This window comes from Nocardioides caldifontis, assembly GCF_008087345.1.
GTDB classification, from domain to species: Bacteria; Actinomycetota; Actinomycetes; order Propionibacteriales; family Nocardioidaceae; genus Marmoricola_A; species Marmoricola_A caldifontis.
Window position 1 is genome coordinate 132,601 of record NZ_VHIB01000008.1, and the last position, 21,417, is coordinate 154,017.

The following is a 21,417-nucleotide window of genomic DNA, read 5'->3' on the forward strand; positions in this document are numbered from 1 at the left end:
CCCGGGAGCGCCGCCCACCCGCCCGGGTGACACAATTCGGCCCGTGCCGCCCCAGACCCCGACCTCCTCGACGTTCTACGAGGAGCGGCTCCGGGTGCCGCTGCGCTGGTGGGCGGTCGCGACGATGTTCTGGGTCTCGCTGCTGCTCGCGTTCCTGGTCGCGCTCCCCGCCGCGGCCGCGCTGCTCTTCGCCGGCGCCCTGGGCGCCGCCGTGGTCGCCCTGCTCGTGTCGTACGGCGGCGCGGTGGTCGGCATCGCCGACGGGGTGTTCCGCGCCGGCCGCGCCCGGATCCCGGTCCACCTGCTGGCCGACCCGCGGCCGCTGGACGCCGACCGGGCGCGCGCCGTGGCCGGCATCGAGGCCGACGCCCGTGCCTACCTGCTGCTCCGCCCCTACGTGCGCGAGGCGGTGCAGGTGCGGGTCGTCGACGCGGCGGACCCGACGCCGTACTGGCTGGTGGCCACCCGCCACCCGGCGCTGCTCGCCGAGGAGCTCTCGGCGGCGATCGCCGGGTCCCGGGGGTAGTCGGGGCGACGGTCGGGCAGGATGGCCCGGACCGGACGAGCAGGAGGACGAATGTCGGGCAAGGCGCACAACGCGCTCGCACTGGCGAGCACCCTGGGGGCCACGGCCGCCGTCAAGAAGGCGGTCGACGCGACCTGGAAGCTGGGCTCGAAGGGCAAGGAGCCGCCGACCGACCCGGCCGACCCGGACCTCGACCTGCGGGAGGCGATCCTCTTCGCGGTGCTCAGCGGCGCCGCGATCAGCGTGGCCCGGCTGTTCATCGCACGGAAGTTCGCGGTGAAGGAGCGGCGCGAGGAGCGGGTCCAGCGCGCGACGCGCTGATCCCCGCCCCCGTCGACGGGGTCAGGCGCAGTCGCGGCAGATCATCTTGTCGGCGTCGGCGAGCTGGCTGCGGTGGTGCACCAGGAAGCAGCTCATGCAGGTGAACTCGTCCTCCTGACGAGGCTTCACCTCGACCGCGAGCTCCTCGTGGGAGAGGTCCGCGCCGGGCAGCTCGAACGACTCGGCGGCTTCCGCCTCGTCCTCGTCGACCTTGCCGGAGTTCTTGTCGTGGCGCCGCGCCTTGAGCTCCTCGATGCTCTCCTCGCCGGCTTCGTCGTCGGTCTTGCGCGGTGCGTCGTAATCAGTAGCCATCGTGGTCGTCTCCTGCCCCGAGTCCAGCGTGGGTCACCCTTGCGAGCCCCCGTACAAGGTCTGCGGCGGCCCAGGTATTCCCGGGGCGCGTGGCGGATTGTGCACCATGCGTCCCCCCGCGTGCACGGCGGCTCCCTGTCAGCCCGGGATCGGCCCCCGATCAGCCCAGGAACCCGCACTCCCGGACCACGTCGAGCCACTCGTCGTACCCGTCGGCGGGGGCGCAGACCACGCACTCCATGCCTCCGGCGCCGGGCAGGACGTCGATGCGCGCGCCAGCCTCGGTCGCCACGAGCCCGCCTGCCGCGCGGTCCCAGAGGTTGAGCCCCTCCTCGACGTAGGCGTCGGCCCGTCCCGCGCCGATCGCGCACAGGTCGAGGGCGGCCGAGCCCAGGCGGCGGATGTCCCGCACCCGGGTCAGCAGCCGGCTGACCGCGGGGCCCTGCACGGCGCGGACCCGCTCCTGGTACTGGAACCCGGTCAGCGCCAGCCGCTGCCCCATCGGCACGGTGGCGCGGACCCGGAGCGGCCGGCCGTCGCAGGTGGCCCCCGCCCCGAGCGCGGCGCTGTAGCGCGTGCCGGACGCCACGTCCACCACGGCGCCGGCGAGCGACCGGCCTTCGTCGTCGACGGCGGCGACGCTCACGGCGTACTGCGGGATGTCGTAGAGGAAGTTCACGGTGCCGTCGATCGGGTCGACGACCCAGGTGACGCCGGAGCTCGAGCTGCCGCGGCCGCCCTCCTCGCCGAAGAAGCCGTCTTCCGGGCGGAGCTCGGCGAGCCGACGCCGGAGGAACGCCTCGGACTCGCGGTCCACCTCGGTCACCACGTCGACCGGGCTGGACTTGGTGGTCTCGACCTCGACCGCGCTGCGACGCCGCTCGCGCACCAGCTCCGCCGCCTCGGTCGCGACGAGCTCGGCGACCCGGCGGAGCTCGCCCTCCATCAGTCCGCCCCGCACAGCGCGGGACGGTCGCCACGCAGGTTCGCGCAGCAGCGCGGCGGGCAGACGTCCCACGACGGCGGCAGCGAGCCGACCGCGGCCCTGGTCGGGGGCAGCCCGGTGCGGCCCGCGGCGGCGCTCTCGACCGCGGCCCGCTCGAGCACGAGGTCACGGACCATCGCGACGAACCGCGGGTCGAGCCCGGCCGTGGCGGCGCGGGCGAAGGAGACACCGGCGTCCTCGGCGGCCGCCCGGGCCTCGGTGTCGAGGTCGTAGATGACCTCCATGTGGTCGGAGATGAAGCCGATCGGCACCACCGCCACCGCCGGCACGCCCTCCTTGGCCAGCTCGGTGATCCGGTCGCCGACGTCGGGCTCCAGCCACGGCACCGACGGCGGGCCGGAGCGCGAGCAGTAGACCAGCTCGCTGCCGAACCGGTGACCGGTCTGCTGGCGGACCCGCTCGGTGATCTCCGCCGCCACGCTGACGTGCTGGGCGACGTAGGCGCCCCCGGCCCCCGGGCCGCCGCTCGCGTCGTTCATCGCGGTGGGGATCGAGTGGGTGACGTAGAGGATCCGCGCGTCGTTGCGCTGCGCGGCCGGCAGCTCCGCGAGGGCGGCCAGGGTGGCGTCGACCATGGGCTCGACGAAGCCGGGGTGGTTGAAGTAGTGGCGGACCCGGTCGAGCCTCGGCGCGCCCTGCCCCACCTCGGCGACGGCGGCGGCGAGGTTCTCGCGGTACTGCCGGCACCCGGAGTAGCTGGAGTAGGCGCTGGTGAAGAAGCACAGGGCCCGGCGCACCCCGTCCTCGCGCATCGCCCGCAGGGCCTCGGGGAGGTACGGCGTCCAGTTGCGGTTGCCCCAGTAGACCGGAAGGTCAAGCCCGGCCCCCCGGAAGTCCTCCTCGACCGCCGCGAGGAACTCGCGGTTGAGGTCGTTGATCGGGCTGCGCCCCCCGAAGCCGTAGTAGTGCTGGCCGACCTCCTCGAGCCGCTCGACCGGGATCTCCTTGCCGGCGGTGACGTTCTGGAGGAACGGCACCACGTCCTCGGGCTTCTCGGGGCCCCCGAAGGACACCAGCAGGAGTGCGTCGTACGGAGCGGCGGAGGGGCGGGCGTCCATGGCGGCAATCCTAGGGAGCCACGCCTGAGCAGCGCCCCTAGCATTGCGCGGTGCCCTCCACCCCTTCGGCGTACCGGCGCGTCCTGACGACGCCGGGCGCACTCGCCTTCAGCGCCGCCGGGCTGGTCGCCCGGTTGCCGTTGTCCATGGTGGGGCTGGGGATCGTGCTGGCCGTGACGGCGGCGACCGGCAGCTATGCGGTGGCCGGCGGCGTCTCGGCCGCGTACGTCGCCAGCAACGCCGTCTGCGCGGTGTTCCTCGCCCGGCTGGTGGACCGGCTAGGCCAGCGGCCGGTGCTCGCGTCGGCGGTCACCCTGTCCACCAGCGCCCTCGCCGGCCTCGTGGTGGCCGTCGAGCTCGGGTGGGCGAACCCGGTGCCGCACCTGTTCGCGGCGCTGGCCGGAGCGACGATGCCGAACGTGGGCGCCGCGGTCCGGGAGCGGTGGTCGCACGCGGTCCGCGAGCGGTCCCTGCTCGACACCGCCTTCGCCGTCGAGGCCGTCAACGACGAGGTCGTCTACATGGTCGGGCCGGTCCTGGTGACCGCGCTCGCGGTGGCGGCCCACCCCGTTGCCGGCCTCGCCACGGCGGGGGTCGCCGCACTGCTCGGCACGTGGGTGCTCGTCGCGCAGCGCTCGACCGAGCCGCCGCGTCACACGGCCGAGGTGCGCACCGCCCTGCCCTCGGAGCCGATGCCGTGGCTGCGGCTGAGCCCGATGGTGGTCGGCGCGGTCTGCCTGGGGGTGCTCTTCGGCGGCACCGAGGTCGCGGTGGTCGCCTTCGCCGAGGATGCCGGGCACCGGGGGGCGTCCGGGCTCCTGCTCGCGGTCTGGGCCCTGGGCAGCCTCCTCTCCGGCGTGGTGTCCGGCGCGGTGGTCTTCCGGCGCTCCGCGCTGACCCGCTACCGGATCGGGATCCTGGCGCTGGCGCTGCTGATGGTGCCGCTGCCGTTCGTGGAGTCGTTGGCGGTGGCGACGGTCGTGCTGTTCCTCGCCGGCTTCGCGATCTCGCCGACGATGATCGCGACGGTGTCGTGGACGAAGGACGTCGTCCCGGCCTCGCGGCTCAACGAGGGGATGACCGTGGTCAGCACCGGGATCTACGCCGGCGTCGCCCCCGGCGCGGCGCTCGTCGGGATCGTCGTGGACGCGGCCGGGGCCTCCCCGGCGTTCTGGGTGGCCGCCGGCGCCGGGCTCGTCGGGGCCGGGACGGCCTGGCTGGCCTCCGACTAGTGCGGTTCCACTAGGTTCGCCCCCGTGACGTGGCGCAACTGGTCCGGGCTCGCCACCGCCGACCCCGCGAAGGTGCTGGCCCCGGCGACCCCCGAACAGGTGGCGGAGGCGGTGCGGGACGCCGCCCGGTCAGGGCTCCGGGTGCGGATGCACGGCACCGGCCACTCCTTCACCGACGTGGCGGTGACCGACGGCGTGCACCTGCAGCCCCACCGGCTGAGCGGCGTCGTCGCCGTCGACCGCCGCGCGATGACGGTCACCGCGCTCGCCGGCACCACGCTGCACGAGCTGAACGCGCGGCTCGAGGCGCTCGGGCTGGCGCTCCACAACATGGGCGACGTCGACCCGCAGACCCTCGCCGGCGCGGTGTCGACCGGCACCCACGGCACCGGCGGCGTGACCGCCTCGCTGTCGGGGCAGCTCGAGGCGCTCCAGCTCGTCACGGCCGACGGCGAGCTCCGCACGGTCGACCGGGACCACGACCCGGAGCTGTTCCACGCCGCCCGCGTCGGTCTCGGCGCCGTCGGCGTGATCACGGCGCTCACCTTCCGTGTCGAGCCGGCGTTCCACCTCCACGCGGTGGAGCAGCCGATGGCGTGGGAGGAGCTGCTGGAGCGTCACTCCACCCTGGTCGAGGGGCACCACCACGTCGACGCCTACTGGTTCCCGCACACCGACCGGTGCCTGGTGAAGACCAACGACCGCACGCTCGAGCCGCCGGCGCCGCTGTCGCGGCGGCGCGCCTGGGTCGAGGACGAGCTGCTGTCGAACACCGCCTTCGGCGCGGTCGACCGGTTCACCACGCGGTTCCCGCGGACGGTCCCGACGGTCAACCGGCTCACGGCTCGCGGCTGGGGCGCCCGGGAGTACGTCGACCTCTCCCACCGGGTCTTCGTGGCCAGCCGCCGGGTGGTCTTCCGGGAGATGGAGTACTCGTTGCCGCGCGAGCAGGGCATGGCCGTGCTGCGGGAGGCCCGGCGGCTGATCGAGCGGCAGGGGTGGAAGGTCGCCTGGCCGGTGGAGATCCGCGCGACCCCGCCCGACGAGGCGTGGCTCTCCTCGACGTACGGCAGGGACTCGGTGTACCTCGCGTTCCACGTCGGCCAGGGGGTCGACCACCGCCCGTACTTCACCGGCGTCGAGCGGCTCCTCCGCGAGCACGACGGCCGCCCCCACTGGGGGAAGCTGCACACCCGCACCGCCGCCGACCTCGCGCCCGCCTACCCCCGCTGGGCCGACTTCGCCGCGGTGCGCGACCGCGCCGACCCGGAGCGACTCTTCGCCAACGACTACGTGGAGCGGGTCCTGGGCTGAAGTAGGCTCCACCGTCATGGAGAGCGTGCTTCGCCCCCGCGACATCCAGGCCAGGATCCGGTCCGGGGAGAGCCCCGAGTCGGTGGCCGCGGCGGCCCAGGTGACCGTCGACCGGATCATGGGGTTCGCGACTCCGGTGCTCGCCGAGCGCGCCTACGTCGCCCAGCAGGCGCAGAAGGCGTCGGTGCGCCGCCGCGCCGGCGACGGTCCGGTCGGCCACCTCGGCGACGCGGTCGCGGAGCGGCTGACCCGCGAGGACGTCGACCCCGGGGCGGTCGAGTGGGACGCGTGGCGGCGTGAGGACGGCCGCTGGACGCTGGTCGCCGACTACCCCGCCGCGGACGGGCAGCGTCGCGCGCAGTTCGTCTTCGACGTCGCCGGCCGCTACGTGGTCGCCGACGACGACGAGTCGCGCCGCCTGGTGGGCGAGCGGTCCACCGCGCGCCCCTCGCCCGACCAGCCCGACGACCAGGTCTCGCTGGGCGACGACGCGATCGCGCTGGTCACCGGCCGCCCGGTCGCCGCGGTGGTCGACCCGGCCGAGCGGGGAGCGCCCGAGGCCCGCCCCGACACCGCCGACGAGCCCACCGAGGAGCTCTCCGAGGTCGCCCGCCCGCTCCGTGCGGTCCCCACCTCCCCGCCGGCCGCGGACTGGATCGCCACCCAGGCCTCCGAGCGGCCACCGGCCCCGGAGCGGGCAGCTGAGCCCGAGCCCGAGCCGGAACCCGAGCCGGTCGCCGAGCCGGTCGCCGAGCCGGTCGCCGAGCCGGTCGCCGAGCCGGTCGCCGAGCCGGTCGCCCAGGCCCCCGCGACGCCCGCCGCGCCCGACCAGGACACGCTCTTCGAGGTCGCTCCCGAGCCGGCCGAGGAGCCCGGCCCGGAGCCGGAGCCCGAGCAGCCGGCGAAGCCGCGACGCTCCTCGAAGTCGAAGGGGCGGGCCTCGGTGCCGAGCTGGGACGAGATCATGTTCGGATCCGCCAAGAACGAGTAGGGTCCCGAGGTCGTGGCCTACTTCGTGACCGGCGCGACCGGCTTCATCGGGCGGTTCCTCGTGCAGGAGCTGCTCGACCACCGCGAGGGCGAGGTCTTCGTGCTCGTCCGCCCCGGTTCACGCCACCGGCTCGACCGGCTGGTCCGCCGCTGGGGCCCCCAGGCCAAGCGGGTGACGCCGGTGCTCGGCGACCTCGGCGAGGCGGCGCTCGGTGTCGACCCGGCCTGGGTGCGTGAGCACGAGGGCACGATCGACCACTTCTTCCACCTCGCGGCCGTCTACGACATGACCGCCTCCGACGAGCAGAACGAGACGTTCAACGTCGGCGGCACCCGCAACGCCATCGAGCTCGCCGCCGACCTCGACGCCGGCGTCTTCCACCAGGTCTCCTCGATCGCCGCGTCGGGCGACCACGAGGGGCTGTGGGACGAGACGATGTTCGACGTCGGCCAGGGGCTGCCGTCGCCGTACCACCGGACGAAGTACGAGTCCGAGCGGATCGTCCGCGAGGAGTCCGCGGTCCCGTGGCGGGTCTACCGGCCGTCGATGGTCATCGGCCACTCCGAGACCGGCGAGATGGACAAGGTCGACGGGCCCTACTACTTCTTCCCGCTGCTCAAGGTGCTCCGAGACTTCCTGCCGTCGTGGACCCCGCTGGTCGGCGTCGACCTCGGCGACACCAACGTGGTGCCGGTCGACTACGTCGCCAAGGCCATCGACCACCTGGCGCACCTGCCCGGCCGCGACGGCGAGGCGTTCCACCTGGTCAACCCCGAGCCGCAGCGCACGGTCGACGTGCTCAACCTGTTCGCGACGGCCGCCGGGGCGCCGAGGCTCGCCACCCCGGTGGACCGCGAGGTGACCAAGGTGGTCCCGACCGGGCTGCTCCCCCGGTTCGCGCGGCCCACCTCGCTGCTCAAGTCGGCGCTCCGCACCCCGCCCGCACAGCTCGCGCTGCGCGAGACCGTCGGCCGGCTCGGCATCCCGCCCGAGGTCGTCGAGCACGCCTCCTTCCCGACGACGTACGGCGCGCGGCTGACGCAGGACGCGCTGAGCGGCTCCGGCATCGCCGTCCCCGACCTGGAGAGCTACGCCGAGCGGGTCTTCGGGTTCTGGGAGGAGCAGCTCGACGACTCGCTGTCGCGCGACCGGCGGACCGTGAAGGCGCTCGAGGGGCGGACGGTGGTGATCACCGGTGGCTCGTCGGGGATCGGCGCGGCCACCGCGCACAAGGTCGCGCAGGCCGGTGGGATCCCGGTGCTGGTCGCCCGCGGCAAGGACAAGCTCGAGGTGATCAAGGACGCCATCGAGGCGCGCGGCGGCACCGCGCACGTCTTCCCGTGCGACCTCTCCGACCTCGAGGCGATCGACGACCTGGCGGCGCGGCTGTCCAGCGAGCTGGGGTCCGTGGACTTCCTGGTCAACAACGCCGGCCGCTCGATCCGCCGCTCGCTGAAGCTGAGCCACGACCGGTTCCACGACTTCGAGCGCACGATGCAGCTCAACTACTTCGGCGCGATCCGGCTGGTCATCGGGCTGCTGCCGCGGATGCGGGAGCAGAAGCACGGCCACATCGTGAACATCAGCTCCATCGGCGTGCAGACCAGCCCGCCGCGGTTCAGCGCCTACGTGGCGTCGAAGGCGGCGCTGGACGCGTGGAGCAACGTGGTCAGCTCCGAGGTCGTCGGCGACGGCATCACGTTCACCACGATCCACATGCCGCTGGTGAAGACGCCGATGATCGCGCCGACGAAGCTCTACGACCGGTTCCCGACGATCAGCCCCGCCCAGGCCGCCGACATGGTGGTCCGGGGGCTGGTGGACCGCCCCCACGAGATCAACACCACGCTGGGGACGATGGGGGCGCTGGCCCACACGCTCGCGCCGCGCGCGGCGTTCCGGGTGCTGCACCTCGCCTACCGGGTGTTCCCCGACTCGGCGGCGGCACGGGGCGAGGCGAAGGCCCACCAGCCGGAGCCGACCAGCACCCAGCAGCTGGTGCTCGCGCGGCTCACCCGCGGCGTGCACTGGTAGCGCGGGCGGCTCACCCCGTCGCGACCGGCCGCTCCGGGTCGGTCACCCACTCGCTCCACGAGCCCGCGTACAGCGCGGCACGCACGCCCAGGAGCTCCAGCGCGAGCACGTCGTGGGCGGCGGTCACGCCCGAGCCGCAGTAGACCGCGACCTCGTCCGAGGCCAACGCGGCCGCGTAGACCTCGCGCAGCTCCTCGACCGTCCGGAACCTCCCGTCCTGACCCAGGTTGGCGGCGGTCGGCACGTTGACCGCGCCGGGGACGTGGCCGGCCACCGGGTCGACCGGCTCGACCTCGCCGCGGTACCGCTCCGGAGCGCGGGCGTCCACCAGCACGCCGTCCCCGGCGATCCGCGCGGCACCGTCGGCGTCCACGACCGGAAGGTGACCAGGGTCGGCGTCGAAGCTCCCCCGTTCCGGCGTCACCGGTCCGGCCTCCACGGGCGAGCCCGCGGCGCGCCACGCCGACCAGCCGCCGTCGAGCACCCGGACGTCCGGGTGGCCGTGGAACCGCAGCAGCCACCAGCACCGCGCGGCGGACGTCCCACCCACGTCGTCGTACACCACGACCGGACGGTCCCGGTCCACGCCGCAGCGCCGCATCTCCTCGGCGAACCGTCCGGGTTCCGGGAGCGGGTGCCGCCCGCCCGCGCCGGCGGGGTCCGCGAGGACGGTGTCGAGGTCGACGTACACCGCTCCCGGGACGTGGCCGGCCTCGTGCTGGGCACGACCGTCGCTCCTGCCGAGCTGCCACCGGACGTCGAGCACCGTCACCGAGCCGAGTGCACGGGCGAGCTCCGGGACACCGATCAGCGGGCTCACCGGCTGACCTCCGCGAAGCTCTCGACCGCGACCCACCGGGCGAACGCCTCGTCACCGAGGGCCTCGAAGATCGGGCCGGTCTGGCTCCACTGGTGGCGCAGCGCCGCGACCTTACGCCTGAGCAAGGAACCCTCGAGCTCGAGCCGCAGGTCCAGCTCCTCGCGGGGCACCAGCCGCGGCTCCCCGAGCTCGTAGACGCCGAACCGCTCGTCCACCGCCGCGCCGGCCGCGTGGTCCTCCGGCGTCATCACGGCGTGCAGCACCCGCACGTCGGTGCGCTCGCCGACCGCGAGCTCGACCCAGCGGCTGACCGCACGGTGGTCCGGGTGGCCGGTGAACCCCTCCGGCCCGAAGGTCAGCACCGTCGCCGGCCGTACCTCCTCCAGCAGCGCTCGGAGCTGGGCGACCGGGACGTCGAGCTCCACCTCGGCGCACCGGCCGTCGGGGTGGCCGAGCCAGTGGTGCTCGTCCACGCCGAGCTCGCCGAGCGCATCCGCCAGCTCCGCCTCGCGGGTCCGGGCCAGCAGCTCCCGCGTCGCCTCGTCGGCGGAGGGGTCCCACGCCTCGCCGTACGTCGCGGTCACGCAGACCGCCCGCTCCCCCGCGTCCCGCAGGGCGGCGAGCACCCCGCCTGAGAGGTAGGTCTCGTCGTCCGGATGCGCCCAGACCGCCATGGTCGTCCCCAGCACGTCGTCCACGGCACCAGGGTGGCATGATCCCGCCGTGGCCGAGCTGACCTTCTACTGCGGGACCATGGACGCGGGGAAGTCGACGCTGGCGCTCCAGACCAACCACAACCACGCCGCCCGTGGCCGCGTGGGGCGGATCTTCACCTCCCACGACCGGGCCGGCCCGGCGACGCTCTCCAGCCGGCTCGGGCTCCGCCACGACGCGCTCGAGGTGTCGCCGGGGTTCGACTTCTGGGCCTACGTCGTGGACTCGCTGACCCACGGCGCGCGGATCGACTACCTGATCTGCGACGAGTGCCAGTTCTACGAGCCGACGCAGGTCGAGCAGCTCGCCAAGGTCGTCGACGAGCTCCAGATCGACGTGTTCTGCTTCGGCATCCTCACCGACTTCCGCACCCGGCTCTTCCCCGGCTCGGCCCGGCTCGTCGAGCTCGCGGACCGGATGCAGGTGCTCCAGGTCGAGGCGCTCTGCTGGTGCGGCAACCGCGCCACCCACAACGCCCGCACCGTCGACGGCGAGATGGTCACCGAGGGTGACGTGATCGTCGTCGGTGACGTGGACGACCAGGCCGCCCAGGAGGGGCCACCGCCCGAGGTCGCCTACGAGGTGCTCTGCCGCCAGCACCACCGCCGCCGGCTCACCTCCGCCCGGGCCCAGGCCATCTCGAGGATCGCGGAGCCGTTGCCGTTCGGCAGCTGACCGATGAGTCCGGCGCGCGCCGCTCGTCCACCCCGCATGACCAGCACACACTCCGCTCGGACGACCACCCGGACCCTGAGGACCCCGCACGCCGACCTCGCCGTCGACGTCCACGGACCGCTCCCCGCGCCCGACGGCCGTCCCCCGCTCCTCCTCGTCGGCGCCCCCATGGACGCCTCCGGCTTCGCCACGCTGGTGTCGCTGCTGCCCGACCGGACGGTGGTCACCCACGACCCCCGGGGGCTGGGACGGAGCACCCGCAGCGACGGCCGCGACGACCACACCCCAGAGCAGTACGTCGAGGACCTGTGGGCCGTCGTCCAGGCGGTCGGCGGCGGGCCGGTCGACGTGTTCGCCAGCAGCGGCGGCGCCGTCACCGCCCTGGAGCTCCTCCGGCGACGTCCCGGGGTGGTCGGCACCCTCGTCGCGCACGAGCCGCCGGTGCTGTCCGTGCTTCCCGACGCGGAGCGGGCGTTCGCGGCCGAGCGGGCGGTGCAGGAGGTGTACCACGCCAGGGGGTGGGGTCACGGCATGGCGGCGTTCATCGCGCTGACCTCGTGGTCGGGCGAGCTGACCGACGAGTTCGCGGCGCGCCCGCTGCCCGACCCGAGGGCGTTCGGGCTGCCGGCCGGCGACGACGGCACCCGTACCGACCCGCTGCTCTCCGGCACCTCGAACGCGGTGACCGCCTACTGCCCCGACGTCGAGGCCGTCCGCAGCTCCGGCGCGCGGGTCGTGGTCGCCGTGGGCCGGGAGTCGCTCGGCTTCCTCACCGGCCGGACGTCGCAGGCGCTCGCGCAGCAGCTCGGGGTCGAGCCCGTCGTCTTCCCCGGCGGCCACAGCGGCTTCATGGGCGGGGAGTTCGGCCAGACCGGCGAGCCGGAGGAGTTCGCCGACCGGCTGCGCGCCGTGCTCGCCGGGTGACCCCGGTCGTCAGCCGAGCAGCACGGGGACGAGCATCTCCACGGGGGTCAGCGACCCGTGCATCCCCAGCAGCCGGGCCTCGTAGGGGAAGGCCGAGCTGATCATCACGGCGTGGTCCTCGCGGCAGGCGACGACGACGTCGCCGATGCGGGGCCGGACCTCGCCGTCCACCTCGCCGAACCAGCCGCGGGCGAACGCCTCGTCCTTCTCCAGCACCTCCCCGCGGTCGCCGACGACGCCCCGCCAGGCGGCGAGCACGTCGGCGAGGGCACCGGGACGGGTGTAGACGTGGCGGAACCGGGCCTCGCCGCCGAGGACGGCGACGCCGTCGCGCAGCTCGGGGTGGTCGTCGACCTCGATCCGGTGCTCGACGGGCACGTCGACCATCCCGTGGTCGGCCACGACGAGCAGCCGGGTGTGCGTGGGCAGCTCGTCCCGGAGCTGCTGGGCGGCGGTGTCGATCGCGGTCAGCTGGCTGCGCCACTGCTCGGAGTCGACACCGTAGCGGTGGCCGGTCCAGTCGAGGTCCCCGTCGTACATGTAGGTGAGCGAGGGTGCCCGCTGGGCCGCCCGGCGCACCGCGACCAGCCGCTCGCCGGCCCGGTCGGCCCCGACGAAGGTGGCCCCGCGGCCGCTGACGTCGGTCAGCCCGGACCCCTTGAACTCGCGCTTGTTGACCATCGTGGTGTGCACGCCGGCCTCCGCCAGCCGGGCGAACGCCGTCGGGTGCGGCTGCCAGGCGTGCGGGTCGACGTGCTTGCTCCACATCAGCGCGTTGAGCAGGTCGTCGGTGCCGGGGATCCGGCTGGTGAACCCCACGACGCCGTGCCGCCCGGGCGTCAGGGCGGTGCCGAGCGTCGTCAGGCTCGTCGCCGTGGTCGACGGGACACCGACCGTCGCCGGGCGGGTGCCGTCGAGGAGCGAGGAGAGGTACGGCGCCCGGTCGGCGTGGGCGCGGAGCAGCTCGAACCCCAGCCCGTCGACGAGGAAGAGCACGTAGGACGGCGCGTCCGGCAGCTCGAGGTCGGCGGGCGGCTCACCGAGGGCCTCGCCGCACCCCAGCGCGTGGGCCACGGCCGGGACGACGTCGGCCAGCGACCGGTCCCGGTAGGCCGGGGCGACGAAGCTCACCGGCGGTCGGCGGCACCGACGGTGCGGGCGTTGAGGATCCGGGCGAAGTCGAGGAGCTCGGCGACCGCCTCGGGCCCCTCGGCCGCGGCGCTGAGCCGCAGCGAGAAGTCGTCGGAGCCGAGCACCCCGGTGTAGCCGTGGTCGGCCTCGCAGCTCGGGTCGGCGCACCCGGCCGGCTCGAGGTCGATGCGGCTGACCGCGCCCCAGCCGATCGTGAGCACCGCCTCGCTCGCGTCCGGGACGGGGCCGGGCTGGCCGTCGTAGGACGCCGGGTTGGCGACCATCCGGTTGACCACCACGGTGCGGATCGCGGAGAGCCGGATCGCCTCCGTCGTCGAGGAGGTGTACGGCGCGGGGAGCACGTCGTCGGGGGCGTGCTCGTCGGTGTGCGCCAGGATCAGCCGGGTCGGGGTCAGGGCCAGCACCGTGACGTGGCGGCGCACCTCGTCACGCTCGTCGATCGTCGGCTCGTGGTGCACCAGGTGCGCCTCGACGGGCTCCCCCGCCACCGCCGCGAAGACGGCGTCCGCGACCACCTCCGGGTAGTAGCCGGAGGCCTCGATGGCCGAGCGGAGCGCCGGCGACCGGTCCGGGGCGTGCGTGGTGTGTCGCGAAGGCGGCATGCCGTTCAGTCTGTCACGCCGTCAGCCCGGGAGGGTCCCGCCCTCGAGGCTGGCCATCCGGCGCACGAACCAGTCGGTGCGGGCGTCCACGGCCGGCTCGATGCGGGCCTCGGCGGTCAGGACGGTCACCCCGGTGTCCGAGACGTTGACCAGCGACAGGTCCAGGCAGCGGACCTGCGGGAGGTCGTTCTTCAGCTGGGCGACCCTGAGCAGCAACCGCTCGAGCCCCTCGGTGTCCACCGGCACGCTGCCGCGGTAGCCGAGCAGCAGCGGCGCCGCCTTGATCTCGCGCACCATCTCCGCGGCGTCCAGCGGCTGCATCGGCGGGATGCGGTAGGCGGTGTCGCCGAGCAGGTCGCTGGCCACCCCGGAGACGCCGAACGACACGACCGGGCCGAAGAGCGGGTCCTCCACGCCGCTGACCTGGACCGGCACGCCAGCCGGCGCGGTGCGCTGGACGACGTAGGCGGGCGTCGTCTGGGTGTCGTCGATGTAGCCGTGCATCGTCTTCCAGGCGTCGCGCATCTCGTCGGCGGTGTCGATGTTGCGCCAGACGTGGGCGAGGTCCGGGCGGTGCTTGAGGTGCTCGGCGGTCGCTTTGAGCACCACGTCCCAGCCGAGCTCGGCGCCGGCGGCGATCGCCTCCTCCAGGGTCGCGACCGGCAACCGGGGCCACTGCTCGATCCCGTAGGCGCCGAGCAGCTCGGCGAGCTCGTGGTCGTCGAGGGTGCGCCCCTCCGGGGAGGCGACCAGCGCCTGCGTCACGACGGTGCGGGCCCGGACCTGGTCGCCCTCCTCGGGGAGGGGCGCGGTCACCTCGTCGGGACGGTCGAGCCATGCGGCGTACTCCACGGCCCGGGCGAGCGCCTGGACGGCCGCCTCCGGGGAGCCGTAGGAGGGCACGGAGCCGCGGCCGGCCGTGCTGCCGGCCACGTCGGGCACGCGGAGCAGCTCGGGGATGCCCTGGGCGGCGAGGAAGGTGGAGAGGATCGGCTTCTCCGACTGCTCACCCACCAGCGCGAGGACGGTCGCGACCTCGTCGCCGCTGGTGTCCACGGGCGGGATGTACACCACCAGCACCGCGTCGACCTCGGGGTCGTCGATGGCGGCGTCGAGGTGCTGCTCGAAGTCGTCGGCGCTCGCCTCGGGGTGGAGCCCGCCGGTGGTGCGGACCTGGAGCCCCGCGGCGGCCGCAGCATCGGCGGCGAGCAGCGCGAGCGCGTCGGAGTTGCCGACGATCGCGACCCGGTTGCCCCGCGGGAGCGGCTGGTGGGCGACCAGCTGCGCGACGTCGAACATCTCGTCGAGGGTGTCGACCTGGATCACGCCGGCCTGGCGGAACATCGCGTCGACGGCGGCCTGTCCAGCCTCGCTGACCCGGACGGCGTGGCCCATCGGGACGCCCTGCGTGGTGCGCCCGGACTTCACCGCGATCACCGGTTTGCGCCGGCTGACGCGGCGGGCGATGCGGCTGAACTTGCGCGGGTTGCCGATCGACTCGAGGTAGAGCAGGACGACCTCGGTGGTGTCGTCCTCCTCCCAGTACTGCAGGAGGTCGTTGCCCGAGACGTCGGCACGGTTGCCAGCCGAGACGAAGGTGGTGAGCCCCAGCCCGCGGCGGGAGACGTTCTCGAGGATCGCGATGCCGAGCGCGCCGGACTGGCTGAAGAAGCCGGCCCGCCCGCGGGGCGGCATCAGGGGCGACAGCGAGGCGTTCAGCGCGGACTCCGCGGCGGTGTTGATGATCCCGAGCGCGTTGGGGCCGACGAGCCGGAGCCCGTAGGAGCGGCACAGCTTCAGCAGCTGGCGCTGCAGCCGACGCCCCTCCTCGCCGGTCTCCGCGAAGCCGGAGGAGACCACGACCATGCCGTGGACACCCTTGTTGGCGCAGTCGAGGACGACGTCGAGCACCTTCTCCGCGGCCACCGCCACCACCGCGATGTCCACCGGGTCGGGGATGTCGGAGACGCTGGCGTAGGCGGGCATCCCGGCGACGGCGTCGGCCGCCGGGTTCACGACGTAGACCTTGCCGCGGTAGTCGCCGAGCACCAGGTTGCGCACCAGCCGGCGGCCCACGGTGTCGAGCCGCCGGCTCGCGCCGACGACCGCGACGCTGCGCGCGGAGAGGAACCGCTGCACCGAGGCCCGCTCGGCGCGGTGCTCGCGGGCCTGCATGACCTCCAGCGAGGTGGCGGTGGTGTCGATGGGGAACTCGAGGTGCATCACGCCGTCCTCGAAGCCGCCCTGGACCTGGTAGCCCGCCTCGCGGAAGACCTGCAGCATGCCGATGTTGTCGGGAAGCACCTCGGCGACGAACTTCGCCACCCCGAGCTCCCGGCCGATCTGGGCGAGGTGCTCGAGGAGCAGCTGGCCGACCCCGCGGTGGTGGTGGCGGTCCTGGACCAGGAAGGCCACCTCGGCCTCGCCGCCCGGGAGCCGCTCGAACTGCCCGATCGCGATCATCCGCTCCGCGACCGTCAGCACCAGGGCCACGCGGTCGTGGTGGTCGACCTCGACGAACCGCTTGACCTCGCGCTCGCTGAGCGTGGGCATGGCGGCGAAGAACCGGTAGTACTTCGACTGCGGCGAGATCTGCTCGTAGAAGGACACGAGCAGCGAGGCGTCGTCCGGCGTCACCGGACGGAGGTGGGCCGTGCCGCCGTCCCTGAGCAGCACGTCGGCCTCCCAGTGGCGGGGGTACGACGTCACGGGGACGAATCTAGCGTGCGGCCCCGACGGTCCCTGCCCCTCGGCGTGCCCGCCGAACGCTCACCGACGCCCTCGGGGACAATGCGTCGGTGGCCCGACGAAGCACCCCGACCTTGGTCCCCGACGACTTCGAGGAGCACATCGTCGACATCGACGTCGGCGACGAGATGCGCACCTCGTTCCTGGAGTACGCCTACTCCGTCATCTACAGCCGCGCGCTCCCCGACGCGCGCGACGGGCTGAAGCCGGTGCAGCGGCGGATCCTCTACACGATGGCCGACATGGGGCTGCGCCCCGACCGCGGCCACGTGAAGTCGGCCCGCGTCGTCGGCGAGGTGATGGGCCGGCTCCACCCGCACGGCGACGGCGCGATCTACGACGCCCTGGTGCGGATGGTCCAGTCGTGGTCGATGCGGCTGCCGATGGTCGACGGCCACGGGAACTTCGGCTCCCCCGACGCCGGCCCCGCGGCGATGCGCTACACCGAGTGCCGGATGGCCCCGGCCGCGATGCCGATGACGACCTCGATCGACGAGGACACCGTCGACTTCAAGCCCAACTACGACTCGCGCGAGCTCGAGCCGACGGTCCTGCCGGCGGCGATCCCCAACCTGCTGGTCAACGGCGCCTCCGGCATCGCCGTGGGCATGGCGACCAACATGGCGCCGCACAACCTGGTCGAGGTCGTCCAGGCGCTGCGCCACCTGATCAAGCACCCCGGCGCCGACCTCGACGCGCTGATGCGGTTCGTCCCCGGCCCCGACCTGCCGACCGGCGGCAAGATCATCGGCCTGTCCGGCGTGCGCGAGGCCTACGAGACCGGGCGCGGCACCTTCAAGATGCGCGCGACCGCCCGCGTGGAGGCGGTGACGCCGCGCCGCAAGGGCATCGTGGTCACCGAGCTGCCGTACGGCGTCGGGCCGGAGAAGGTCATCGAGCGGATCAAGGTGCTCGTCCAGGGCAAGAAGCTCCAGGGCATCTCCGACGTCAAGGACCTCACCGACCTCGAGAAGGGGCTCCGGCTCGTCATCGAGGTCAAGAACGGGTTCAACCCCGAGGCGATCCTCGAGCAGCTCTACAAGCTCACGCCGATGGAGGACTCCTTCGGGATCAACAACGTCGCGCTCGTCGACGGGCAGCCCCGCACCCTCGGGCTCAAGCAGCTCCTCGAGGTCTACCTCCAGCACCGCTACGACGTGGTGCGCCGCCGCTCGACCTACCGCCGCGGCAAGGCCGCCGACCGGCTGCACCTGGTCGAGGGGCTGCTGCTGGCGATCCTCGACATCGACGAGGTCATCCAGCTGATCCGGTCGAGCGACAACTCCGGCGAGGCCAAGGAACGGCTGATGTCGGTCTTCGACCTCTCCGACCCCCAGGCGACGTACATCCTCGACATGCAGCTGCGCCGGCTGACCAAGTTCTCCCGGCTCGAGCTGGAGACCGAGAAGACCGAGCTCGAGGAGCTCATCGCCCAGCTCGACGCGATCCTGTCCGACGAGGCGGAGCTGCGGAAGGTGGTCTCCGACGAGCTCGCCGAGGTCGCCAAGGCCCACGGCACCCCGCGGCGCACCGTGCTGCTGGCCTCGGCCGGTCAGCCGTCGGCAGCGGTGCCGCTCGAGGTGGCCGACGACCCGTGCTTCGTGCTGCTCTCCTCCGCCGGGCTGCTCGCCCGCACCACCGACGCCGAGCCGCCGGGCACCGGCGAGGCGAGGACCAACCACGACGTCGTGGTCTCGGCCGTGGCCGCCACCGCGCGCGGGCAGGTCGGCGTGCTCACCACCGCCGGCCGCCTGGTGCGGCTCGACGTGCTCGACCTGCCGACGCTCCCGCCGACCGCGAACGCCCCGCACCTGCAGGGCGGCGCCCCGCTCGACTCCTTCCTCGCGCTCGACGGCGGCGAGGAGGCGCTGGCGCTGTGCCGGCTCACCGAGGAGGGCCCCGGGCTGGCGCTCGGCACCCGACAGGGAGTCGTGAAGCGGATCAACCCCGAGCTGCTCAACCGCGACTCGTGGGAGGTCGTGCGGCTCACCGAGGGCGACACCGTCGTCGGCGCCGTGGAGCTGCGCGACGGCGAGGAGGAGCTCGTGTTCGTGACCAGCGACGCCCAGCTGCTGCACTTCCCCGCGTCGGCGGTCCGCCCCCAGGGACGCAGCGGCGGCGGCATCGCCGGGATCAAGCTCGGCACCGGCGCCCAGGTGGTCTTCTTCGGCGCGCTCCACCCCGACGACCGCTCCGTGGTGGTCACGGTGTCGGGCTCCGGGACCGCCCTGCCCGGCACGGAGGTCGGCTCGGTGAAGGTGGCGCCGTTCTCGGAATACCCGGGCAAGGGGCGCGCCACCGGCGGCGTGCGGTGCCACCGGTTCCTCAAGGGCGAGGACCGGCTGCTGCTCGCCTGGGCGGGCACCGGGCCCGCGTGGGCCGCCGCGGACTCCGGCGCCCCGGTCGACCTGCCCGCCGCCGAGGGACGGCGTGACGGCTCCGGTGTGCCGCCGTCGCAGCCGCTCGCCGCGGTGGCCGGGCCGGTCCGTGACAGGGTTGCCCCATGACGTCGACGCCCCCCGCCCGCATGGCGGCCGCCGTACCCCTGCTGCTGCTCGCGCTCGTGACCGGCTGCAGCGACGACGAGGGTGACGGCGGTGGCGAGGCGAACGAGGACCCGCTGGCGGAGGCGAAGACCCAGCTCGACGAGACCAGCGGCGTCTCGATCTCGCTGGTGACCGAGAAGCTCCCCGACGGGGTCAACGGCGTGCTGTCCGCCGTCGGGGTGGGCACCCACGACCCGGCGTTCGAGGGCGACCTCAAGGTCCGCGCCAACGGGTTCACCGTCGACGTGCCGGTGGTCTCGGTCGACGGCACGGTCTGGGCCGAGCTGCCGTTCACCAACAAGTTCAACAAGGTCGACCCCGGCGACTACGGTGCGCCGGACCCCGCGGCGCTCATGCACCCCGAGGCCGGGCTCTCCTCCTGGCTGACCGCGGTCGAGGACGCCGAGGAGGGCGACGCCGTGCGCGAGGGCGAGAAGGTGCTCACGCCGTACTCCGGCACCCTCCCGGGGCAGGCCGTCGCCGAGGTGATCCCCAGCGCCGACGAGGCGGCGGAGTTCGAGGTGACGTTCCGCCTCGACGACGACGACCGCCTCGAGAGCGCGGAGATCGTCGGGCCGTTCTACGGCGATCAGGGCGACGTGGAGTACGCCCTCACGCTCACCGACTACGGCACCGAGAAGGACATCACCGCCCCGTGACCGAGGCCGACGCCGGGACGCCGCCCGACCGCGGAGCCCGGGTCCTCCTCGCCTTCGCGACGGTCGCGGTGGCGTTCGCGGCCGCCGACACCTACGTCGTCGTTCTCGCGCTGCCGGACATGATGGCCGGGGTCGGGCTCTCCGCCGACGAGCTGCAGCGGGCGGCGCCGATCGTCTCCGGCTTCCTGCTCGGGTACGTCGCCGTGCTGCCGCTCGTGGGCCGGCTCGCCGACCTGCGGGGCCGGCTGCCGGTGCTCCTCGGCTCGCTGGCGGTCTTCGCGCTGGGCTCCCTGGTGACCGCCGCGGCGTACGACCTGCCGTCGATGGTCGCCGGACGGTTCCTCCAGGGCGTCGGTGGCGGCGGGCTGGTGCCCGCGACGCTGGCCCTGGTCGCCGACATCTACCCGGCCCACCGTCGCGGCGTGCCGCTCGGGATCGTGGGCGCGGTGCAGGAGCTCGGCAGCGTCCTCGGCCCGTTGTACGGCGCGGTGGTGCTCGCCGTCGGCTCCTGGCGCTCGATCTTCTGGGTGAACCTGGCCGTCGGGCTGGTCCTCGCCGCTGCCCTCCGCGCCGTGCGGAACGAGGCCCGGGTGGCCCGGAGCGGCACAGCCCGGCGGTGCGACGGGTGGGGGGCGGCCCTCACCGTGCTGCTGCTCGCGTGCCTGCTGCTGACGATGCTCGAGCCGGACGCGATCGCCCGCGACGTCACGCTCGGGCTGGCGTTCGTGCCGCTCGTCGGTGAGACCCGGTGGCTGGCGCCCGCCGGGCTCGCCACGGCCGGCCTCCTCGTGCTGCTGGTGGCCCGCTGCCTGACGGCCCGCCACCCTCTGGTCGACCTGCGCGGCTGGGCGGCCGTGTCCCGACGCGTCGACGCCGCGGGCGCCGCGCTGCTCTCGCTGGCGCTCGGGTGCGTGATCGTCGCCTTCGCCTCGGCGGATCCCGAGGTGCAGGTCTTCTCCCCCCTCGGCCCCTACCTCCTCGTCGTGGCCGCGGTCGCCGCCGCCGGCTTCTGGTGGCGCAACCGGGTGGCCCGCGACCCGCTGGTGCCGCGTCGGTCGCTGGCGGCGCTGCCGGCGTGGGGGTCGCTCGTGGTCAGCTTCTTCGTCGGCAGCGCGCTGATCGCCGCGCTGGTCGACATCCCGATCTTCGCGCGGATCACCGTCCACCCGGACTCCCAGCTCGCCGCGGCGCTGGTCCTGGTTCGCTTCCTGGTCGCGCTTCCCGTCGGCGCGGTCGTGGGCGGCTGGCTGACCCACCGCGCCCCGGCCGGGGTGGTGACGGCGGCCGGCATGGTGCTCGCCGGGGTGTCCTTCTGGCAGATGTCCACCTGGGGGCTGACGACGCTGGAGAGCGCGTGGACGACCGTGCCGCTGGCGGTGGCCGGCTTCGGGTTCGGGCTCGCGATCGCGCCCGTCAACGCGGCGCTCCTGGCCAGCACCGCCCTCGAGGTGCACGGCATCGCGAGCGCGCTGCTCGTGGTCGCGCGGATGGTCGGGATGCTCGTCGGGATCAGCGCGCTGACCACGCTCGGGATGCGGCAGTACTACGCGGAGCAGGCCGACCTGCCCGCCCCCATGGACGTCTGCGGGGAAGGCGTCAGCAAGTGCTCGGAGTTCACCCTGATCCTCCGCGAGGCCGGGCTGACGGAGCTCCAGGTGATCTTCCTCGGCGCCGCCGTCTGCTGCGCGTTGGCGGCCGTCTCGGCCGTGGTGCTGTTCCGGGGCGCCGAAACCCGCGCGGTGCGGAGCTCGCCGCTGGAGGCGGGCATCGGCTGAACCCGGTC

Annotated in this window: 19 protein-coding genes; 11 read left to right on the plus strand and 8 right to left on the minus strand. The window is 74.0% G+C overall.

Features of this window, described 5'->3' with window-relative positions:
- The first annotated feature begins 43 nt into the window (after nucleotides 1–43).
- Nucleotides 44–526, plus strand: coding sequence for a DUF3093 domain-containing protein (locus tag FIP57_RS14925; RefSeq protein ID WP_148574337.1), 483 nt, complete (start codon nucleotides 44–46; stop codon nucleotides 524–526).
- Between the two features lie 51 nt (nucleotides 527–577).
- A complete protein-coding gene (locus tag FIP57_RS14930) occupies nucleotides 578–847 on the plus strand; it encodes a DUF4235 domain-containing protein (RefSeq protein WP_162529822.1) in 270 nt (89 codons plus the stop codon).
- A gap of 21 nt (nucleotides 848–868) precedes the next feature.
- Here FIP57_RS14930 and FIP57_RS14935 read toward each other — a convergent pair whose 3' ends face one another.
- The 3 genes from FIP57_RS14935 to FIP57_RS14945 form a co-directional block, all read right to left on the minus strand.
- Nucleotides 869–1,159, minus strand: a complete 291-nt coding sequence (locus FIP57_RS14935; protein WP_148574339.1) for a DUF4193 domain-containing protein — start codon at nucleotides 1,157–1,159, stop codon at nucleotides 869–871.
- A gap of 160 nt (nucleotides 1,160–1,319) precedes the next feature.
- On the minus strand, nucleotides 1,320–2,105 hold the full coding sequence (locus FIP57_RS14940) for an inositol monophosphatase family protein (protein ID WP_148574340.1): 786 nt from the start codon (nucleotides 2,103–2,105) through the stop codon (nucleotides 1,320–1,322).
- A complete protein-coding gene (locus tag FIP57_RS14945) occupies nucleotides 2,105–3,223 on the minus strand; it encodes a ferrochelatase (protein ID WP_148574341.1) in 1,119 nt (372 codons plus the stop codon). The genes FIP57_RS14940 and FIP57_RS14945 overlap by 1 nt, the downstream gene beginning before the upstream one ends.
- A 50-nt stretch (nucleotides 3,224–3,273) precedes the next feature.
- On the opposite strand from FIP57_RS14945, the gene FIP57_RS14950 reads away from it, so the two are divergent.
- From FIP57_RS14950 to FIP57_RS14965, 4 genes are read left to right on the plus strand one after another with little or no spacing between them, the layout of a single operon-like run.
- Nucleotides 3,274–4,455 carry an MFS transporter gene (locus tag FIP57_RS14950; RefSeq protein ID WP_148574342.1) on the plus strand — a complete coding sequence of 394 codons (1,182 nt, stop codon included), beginning with the start codon at nucleotides 3,274–3,276 and terminating at the stop codon, nucleotides 4,453–4,455.
- A 24-nt stretch (nucleotides 4,456–4,479) separates the two neighbouring features.
- Entirely contained in the window at nucleotides 4,480–5,769 is a 1,290-nt protein-coding gene (locus tag FIP57_RS14955; protein WP_148574343.1) for a D-arabinono-1,4-lactone oxidase, read from the plus strand.
- 16 nt (nucleotides 5,770–5,785) lie between these two features.
- The gene (sepH, locus tag FIP57_RS14960; RefSeq protein ID WP_148574344.1) at nucleotides 5,786–6,760 is read left to right on the plus strand and encodes a septation protein SepH; all 975 of its coding nucleotides are present in this window, start codon (nucleotides 5,786–5,788) and stop codon (nucleotides 6,758–6,760) included.
- Nucleotides 6,761–6,772: 12 nt separating this feature from the next.
- Nucleotides 6,773–8,794, plus strand: coding sequence for an SDR family oxidoreductase (locus tag FIP57_RS14965; RefSeq protein ID WP_148574345.1), 2,022 nt, complete (start codon nucleotides 6,773–6,775; stop codon nucleotides 8,792–8,794).
- Between the two features lie 10 nt (nucleotides 8,795–8,804).
- Here the strand turns inward: FIP57_RS14965 and FIP57_RS14970 are convergent, their stop codons facing one another.
- Nucleotides 8,805–9,614 carry a sulfurtransferase gene (locus FIP57_RS14970; RefSeq protein ID WP_148574346.1) on the minus strand — a complete coding sequence of 270 codons (810 nt, stop codon included), beginning with the start codon at nucleotides 9,612–9,614 and terminating at the stop codon, nucleotides 8,805–8,807.
- The gene (locus FIP57_RS14975; protein WP_203231285.1) at nucleotides 9,611–10,312 is read right to left on the minus strand and encodes a PIG-L deacetylase family protein; all 702 of its coding nucleotides are present in this window, start codon (nucleotides 10,310–10,312) and stop codon (nucleotides 9,611–9,613) included. Before FIP57_RS14975 ends, FIP57_RS14970 begins: the two co-directional genes overlap by 4 nt.
- A gap of 25 nt (nucleotides 10,313–10,337) precedes the next feature.
- Here FIP57_RS14975 and FIP57_RS14980 point away from each other — a divergent pair, with 25 nt between their 5' ends.
- Together FIP57_RS14980 and FIP57_RS14985 are read left to right on the plus strand one after the other, a co-directional pair.
- The gene (locus tag FIP57_RS14980) at nucleotides 10,338–11,003 is read left to right on the plus strand and encodes a thymidine kinase (protein ID WP_148574347.1); all 666 of its coding nucleotides are present in this window, start codon (nucleotides 10,338–10,340) and stop codon (nucleotides 11,001–11,003) included.
- Between the two features lie 36 nt (nucleotides 11,004–11,039).
- Complete coding sequence (locus FIP57_RS14985) at nucleotides 11,040–11,927, plus strand: alpha/beta fold hydrolase (RefSeq protein ID WP_148574348.1); 888 nt, start codon at nucleotides 11,040–11,042, stop codon at nucleotides 11,925–11,927.
- A gap of 9 nt (nucleotides 11,928–11,936) precedes the next feature.
- Here the strand turns inward: FIP57_RS14985 and FIP57_RS14990 are convergent, their stop codons facing one another.
- From FIP57_RS14990 to FIP57_RS15000, 3 genes are read right to left on the minus strand one after another with little or no spacing between them, the layout of a single operon-like run.
- Entirely contained in the window at nucleotides 11,937–13,058 is a 1,122-nt protein-coding gene (locus FIP57_RS14990; protein ID WP_148574349.1) for an alkaline phosphatase family protein, read from the minus strand.
- Nucleotides 13,055–13,681: a DUF5998 family protein gene (locus FIP57_RS14995; RefSeq protein WP_148574350.1), complete on the minus strand. Its 627-nt coding sequence runs from the start codon at nucleotides 13,679–13,681 to the stop codon at nucleotides 13,055–13,057. The genes FIP57_RS14990 and FIP57_RS14995 overlap by 4 nt, the downstream gene beginning before the upstream one ends.
- Before the next feature lie 21 nt (nucleotides 13,682–13,702).
- Nucleotides 13,703–16,390 carry a bifunctional acetate--CoA ligase family protein/GNAT family N-acetyltransferase gene (locus FIP57_RS15000; RefSeq protein ID WP_148574351.1) on the minus strand — a complete coding sequence of 896 codons (2,688 nt, stop codon included), beginning with the start codon at nucleotides 16,388–16,390 and terminating at the stop codon, nucleotides 13,703–13,705.
- 89 nt (nucleotides 16,391–16,479) lie between these two features.
- On the opposite strand from FIP57_RS15000, the gene FIP57_RS15005 reads away from it, so the two are divergent.
- Genes FIP57_RS15005 through FIP57_RS15015 form a run of 3 tightly spaced genes read left to right on the plus strand, consistent with a single transcriptional unit; the run spans nucleotide 16,480 to nucleotide 21,409 of the window.
- A complete protein-coding gene (locus tag FIP57_RS15005; protein WP_148574352.1) occupies nucleotides 16,480–18,936 on the plus strand; it encodes a DNA gyrase/topoisomerase IV subunit A in 2,457 nt (818 codons plus the stop codon).
- Nucleotides 18,933–19,634, plus strand: a complete 702-nt coding sequence (locus tag FIP57_RS15010) for an LppX_LprAFG lipoprotein (RefSeq protein ID WP_148574353.1) — start codon at nucleotides 18,933–18,935, stop codon at nucleotides 19,632–19,634. The genes FIP57_RS15005 and FIP57_RS15010 overlap by 4 nt, the downstream gene beginning before the upstream one ends.
- Complete coding sequence (locus tag FIP57_RS15015; RefSeq protein ID WP_148574354.1) at nucleotides 19,631–21,409, plus strand: MFS transporter; 1,779 nt, start codon at nucleotides 19,631–19,633, stop codon at nucleotides 21,407–21,409. The genes FIP57_RS15010 and FIP57_RS15015 overlap by 4 nt, the downstream gene beginning before the upstream one ends.
- The last annotated feature ends 8 nt before the right edge of the window (nucleotides 21,410–21,417 follow it).

What these genes read in the sequence shown, in the direction of transcription:
- FIP57_RS14995 (WP_148574350.1), bottom strand. Translation starts at nt 13,681, where the DNA reads ATGCCGCCTTCGCGACACACCACGCACGCCCCGGACCGGTCGCCGGCG.
- FIP57_RS14935 (WP_148574339.1), bottom strand. Translation starts at nt 1,159, where the DNA reads ATGGCTACTGATTACGACGCACCGCGCAAGACCGACGACGAAGCCGGC.
- FIP57_RS14945 (WP_148574341.1), bottom strand. Translation starts at nt 3,223, where the DNA reads ATGGACGCCCGCCCCTCCGCCGCTCCGTACGACGCACTCCTGCTGGTG.
- FIP57_RS14985 (WP_148574348.1), top strand. Translation starts at nt 11,040, where the DNA reads ATGACCAGCACACACTCCGCTCGGACGACCACCCGGACCCTGAGGACC.
- FIP57_RS14930 (WP_162529822.1), top strand. Translation starts at nt 578, where the DNA reads ATGTCGGGCAAGGCGCACAACGCGCTCGCACTGGCGAGCACCCTGGGG.
- FIP57_RS15010 (WP_148574353.1), top strand. Translation starts at nt 18,933, where the DNA reads ATGACGTCGACGCCCCCCGCCCGCATGGCGGCCGCCGTACCCCTGCTG.
- FIP57_RS14940 (WP_148574340.1), bottom strand. Translation starts at nt 2,105, where the DNA reads ATGGAGGGCGAGCTCCGCCGGGTCGCCGAGCTCGTCGCGACCGAGGCG.
- sepH (WP_148574344.1), top strand. Translation starts at nt 5,786, where the DNA reads ATGGAGAGCGTGCTTCGCCCCCGCGACATCCAGGCCAGGATCCGGTCC.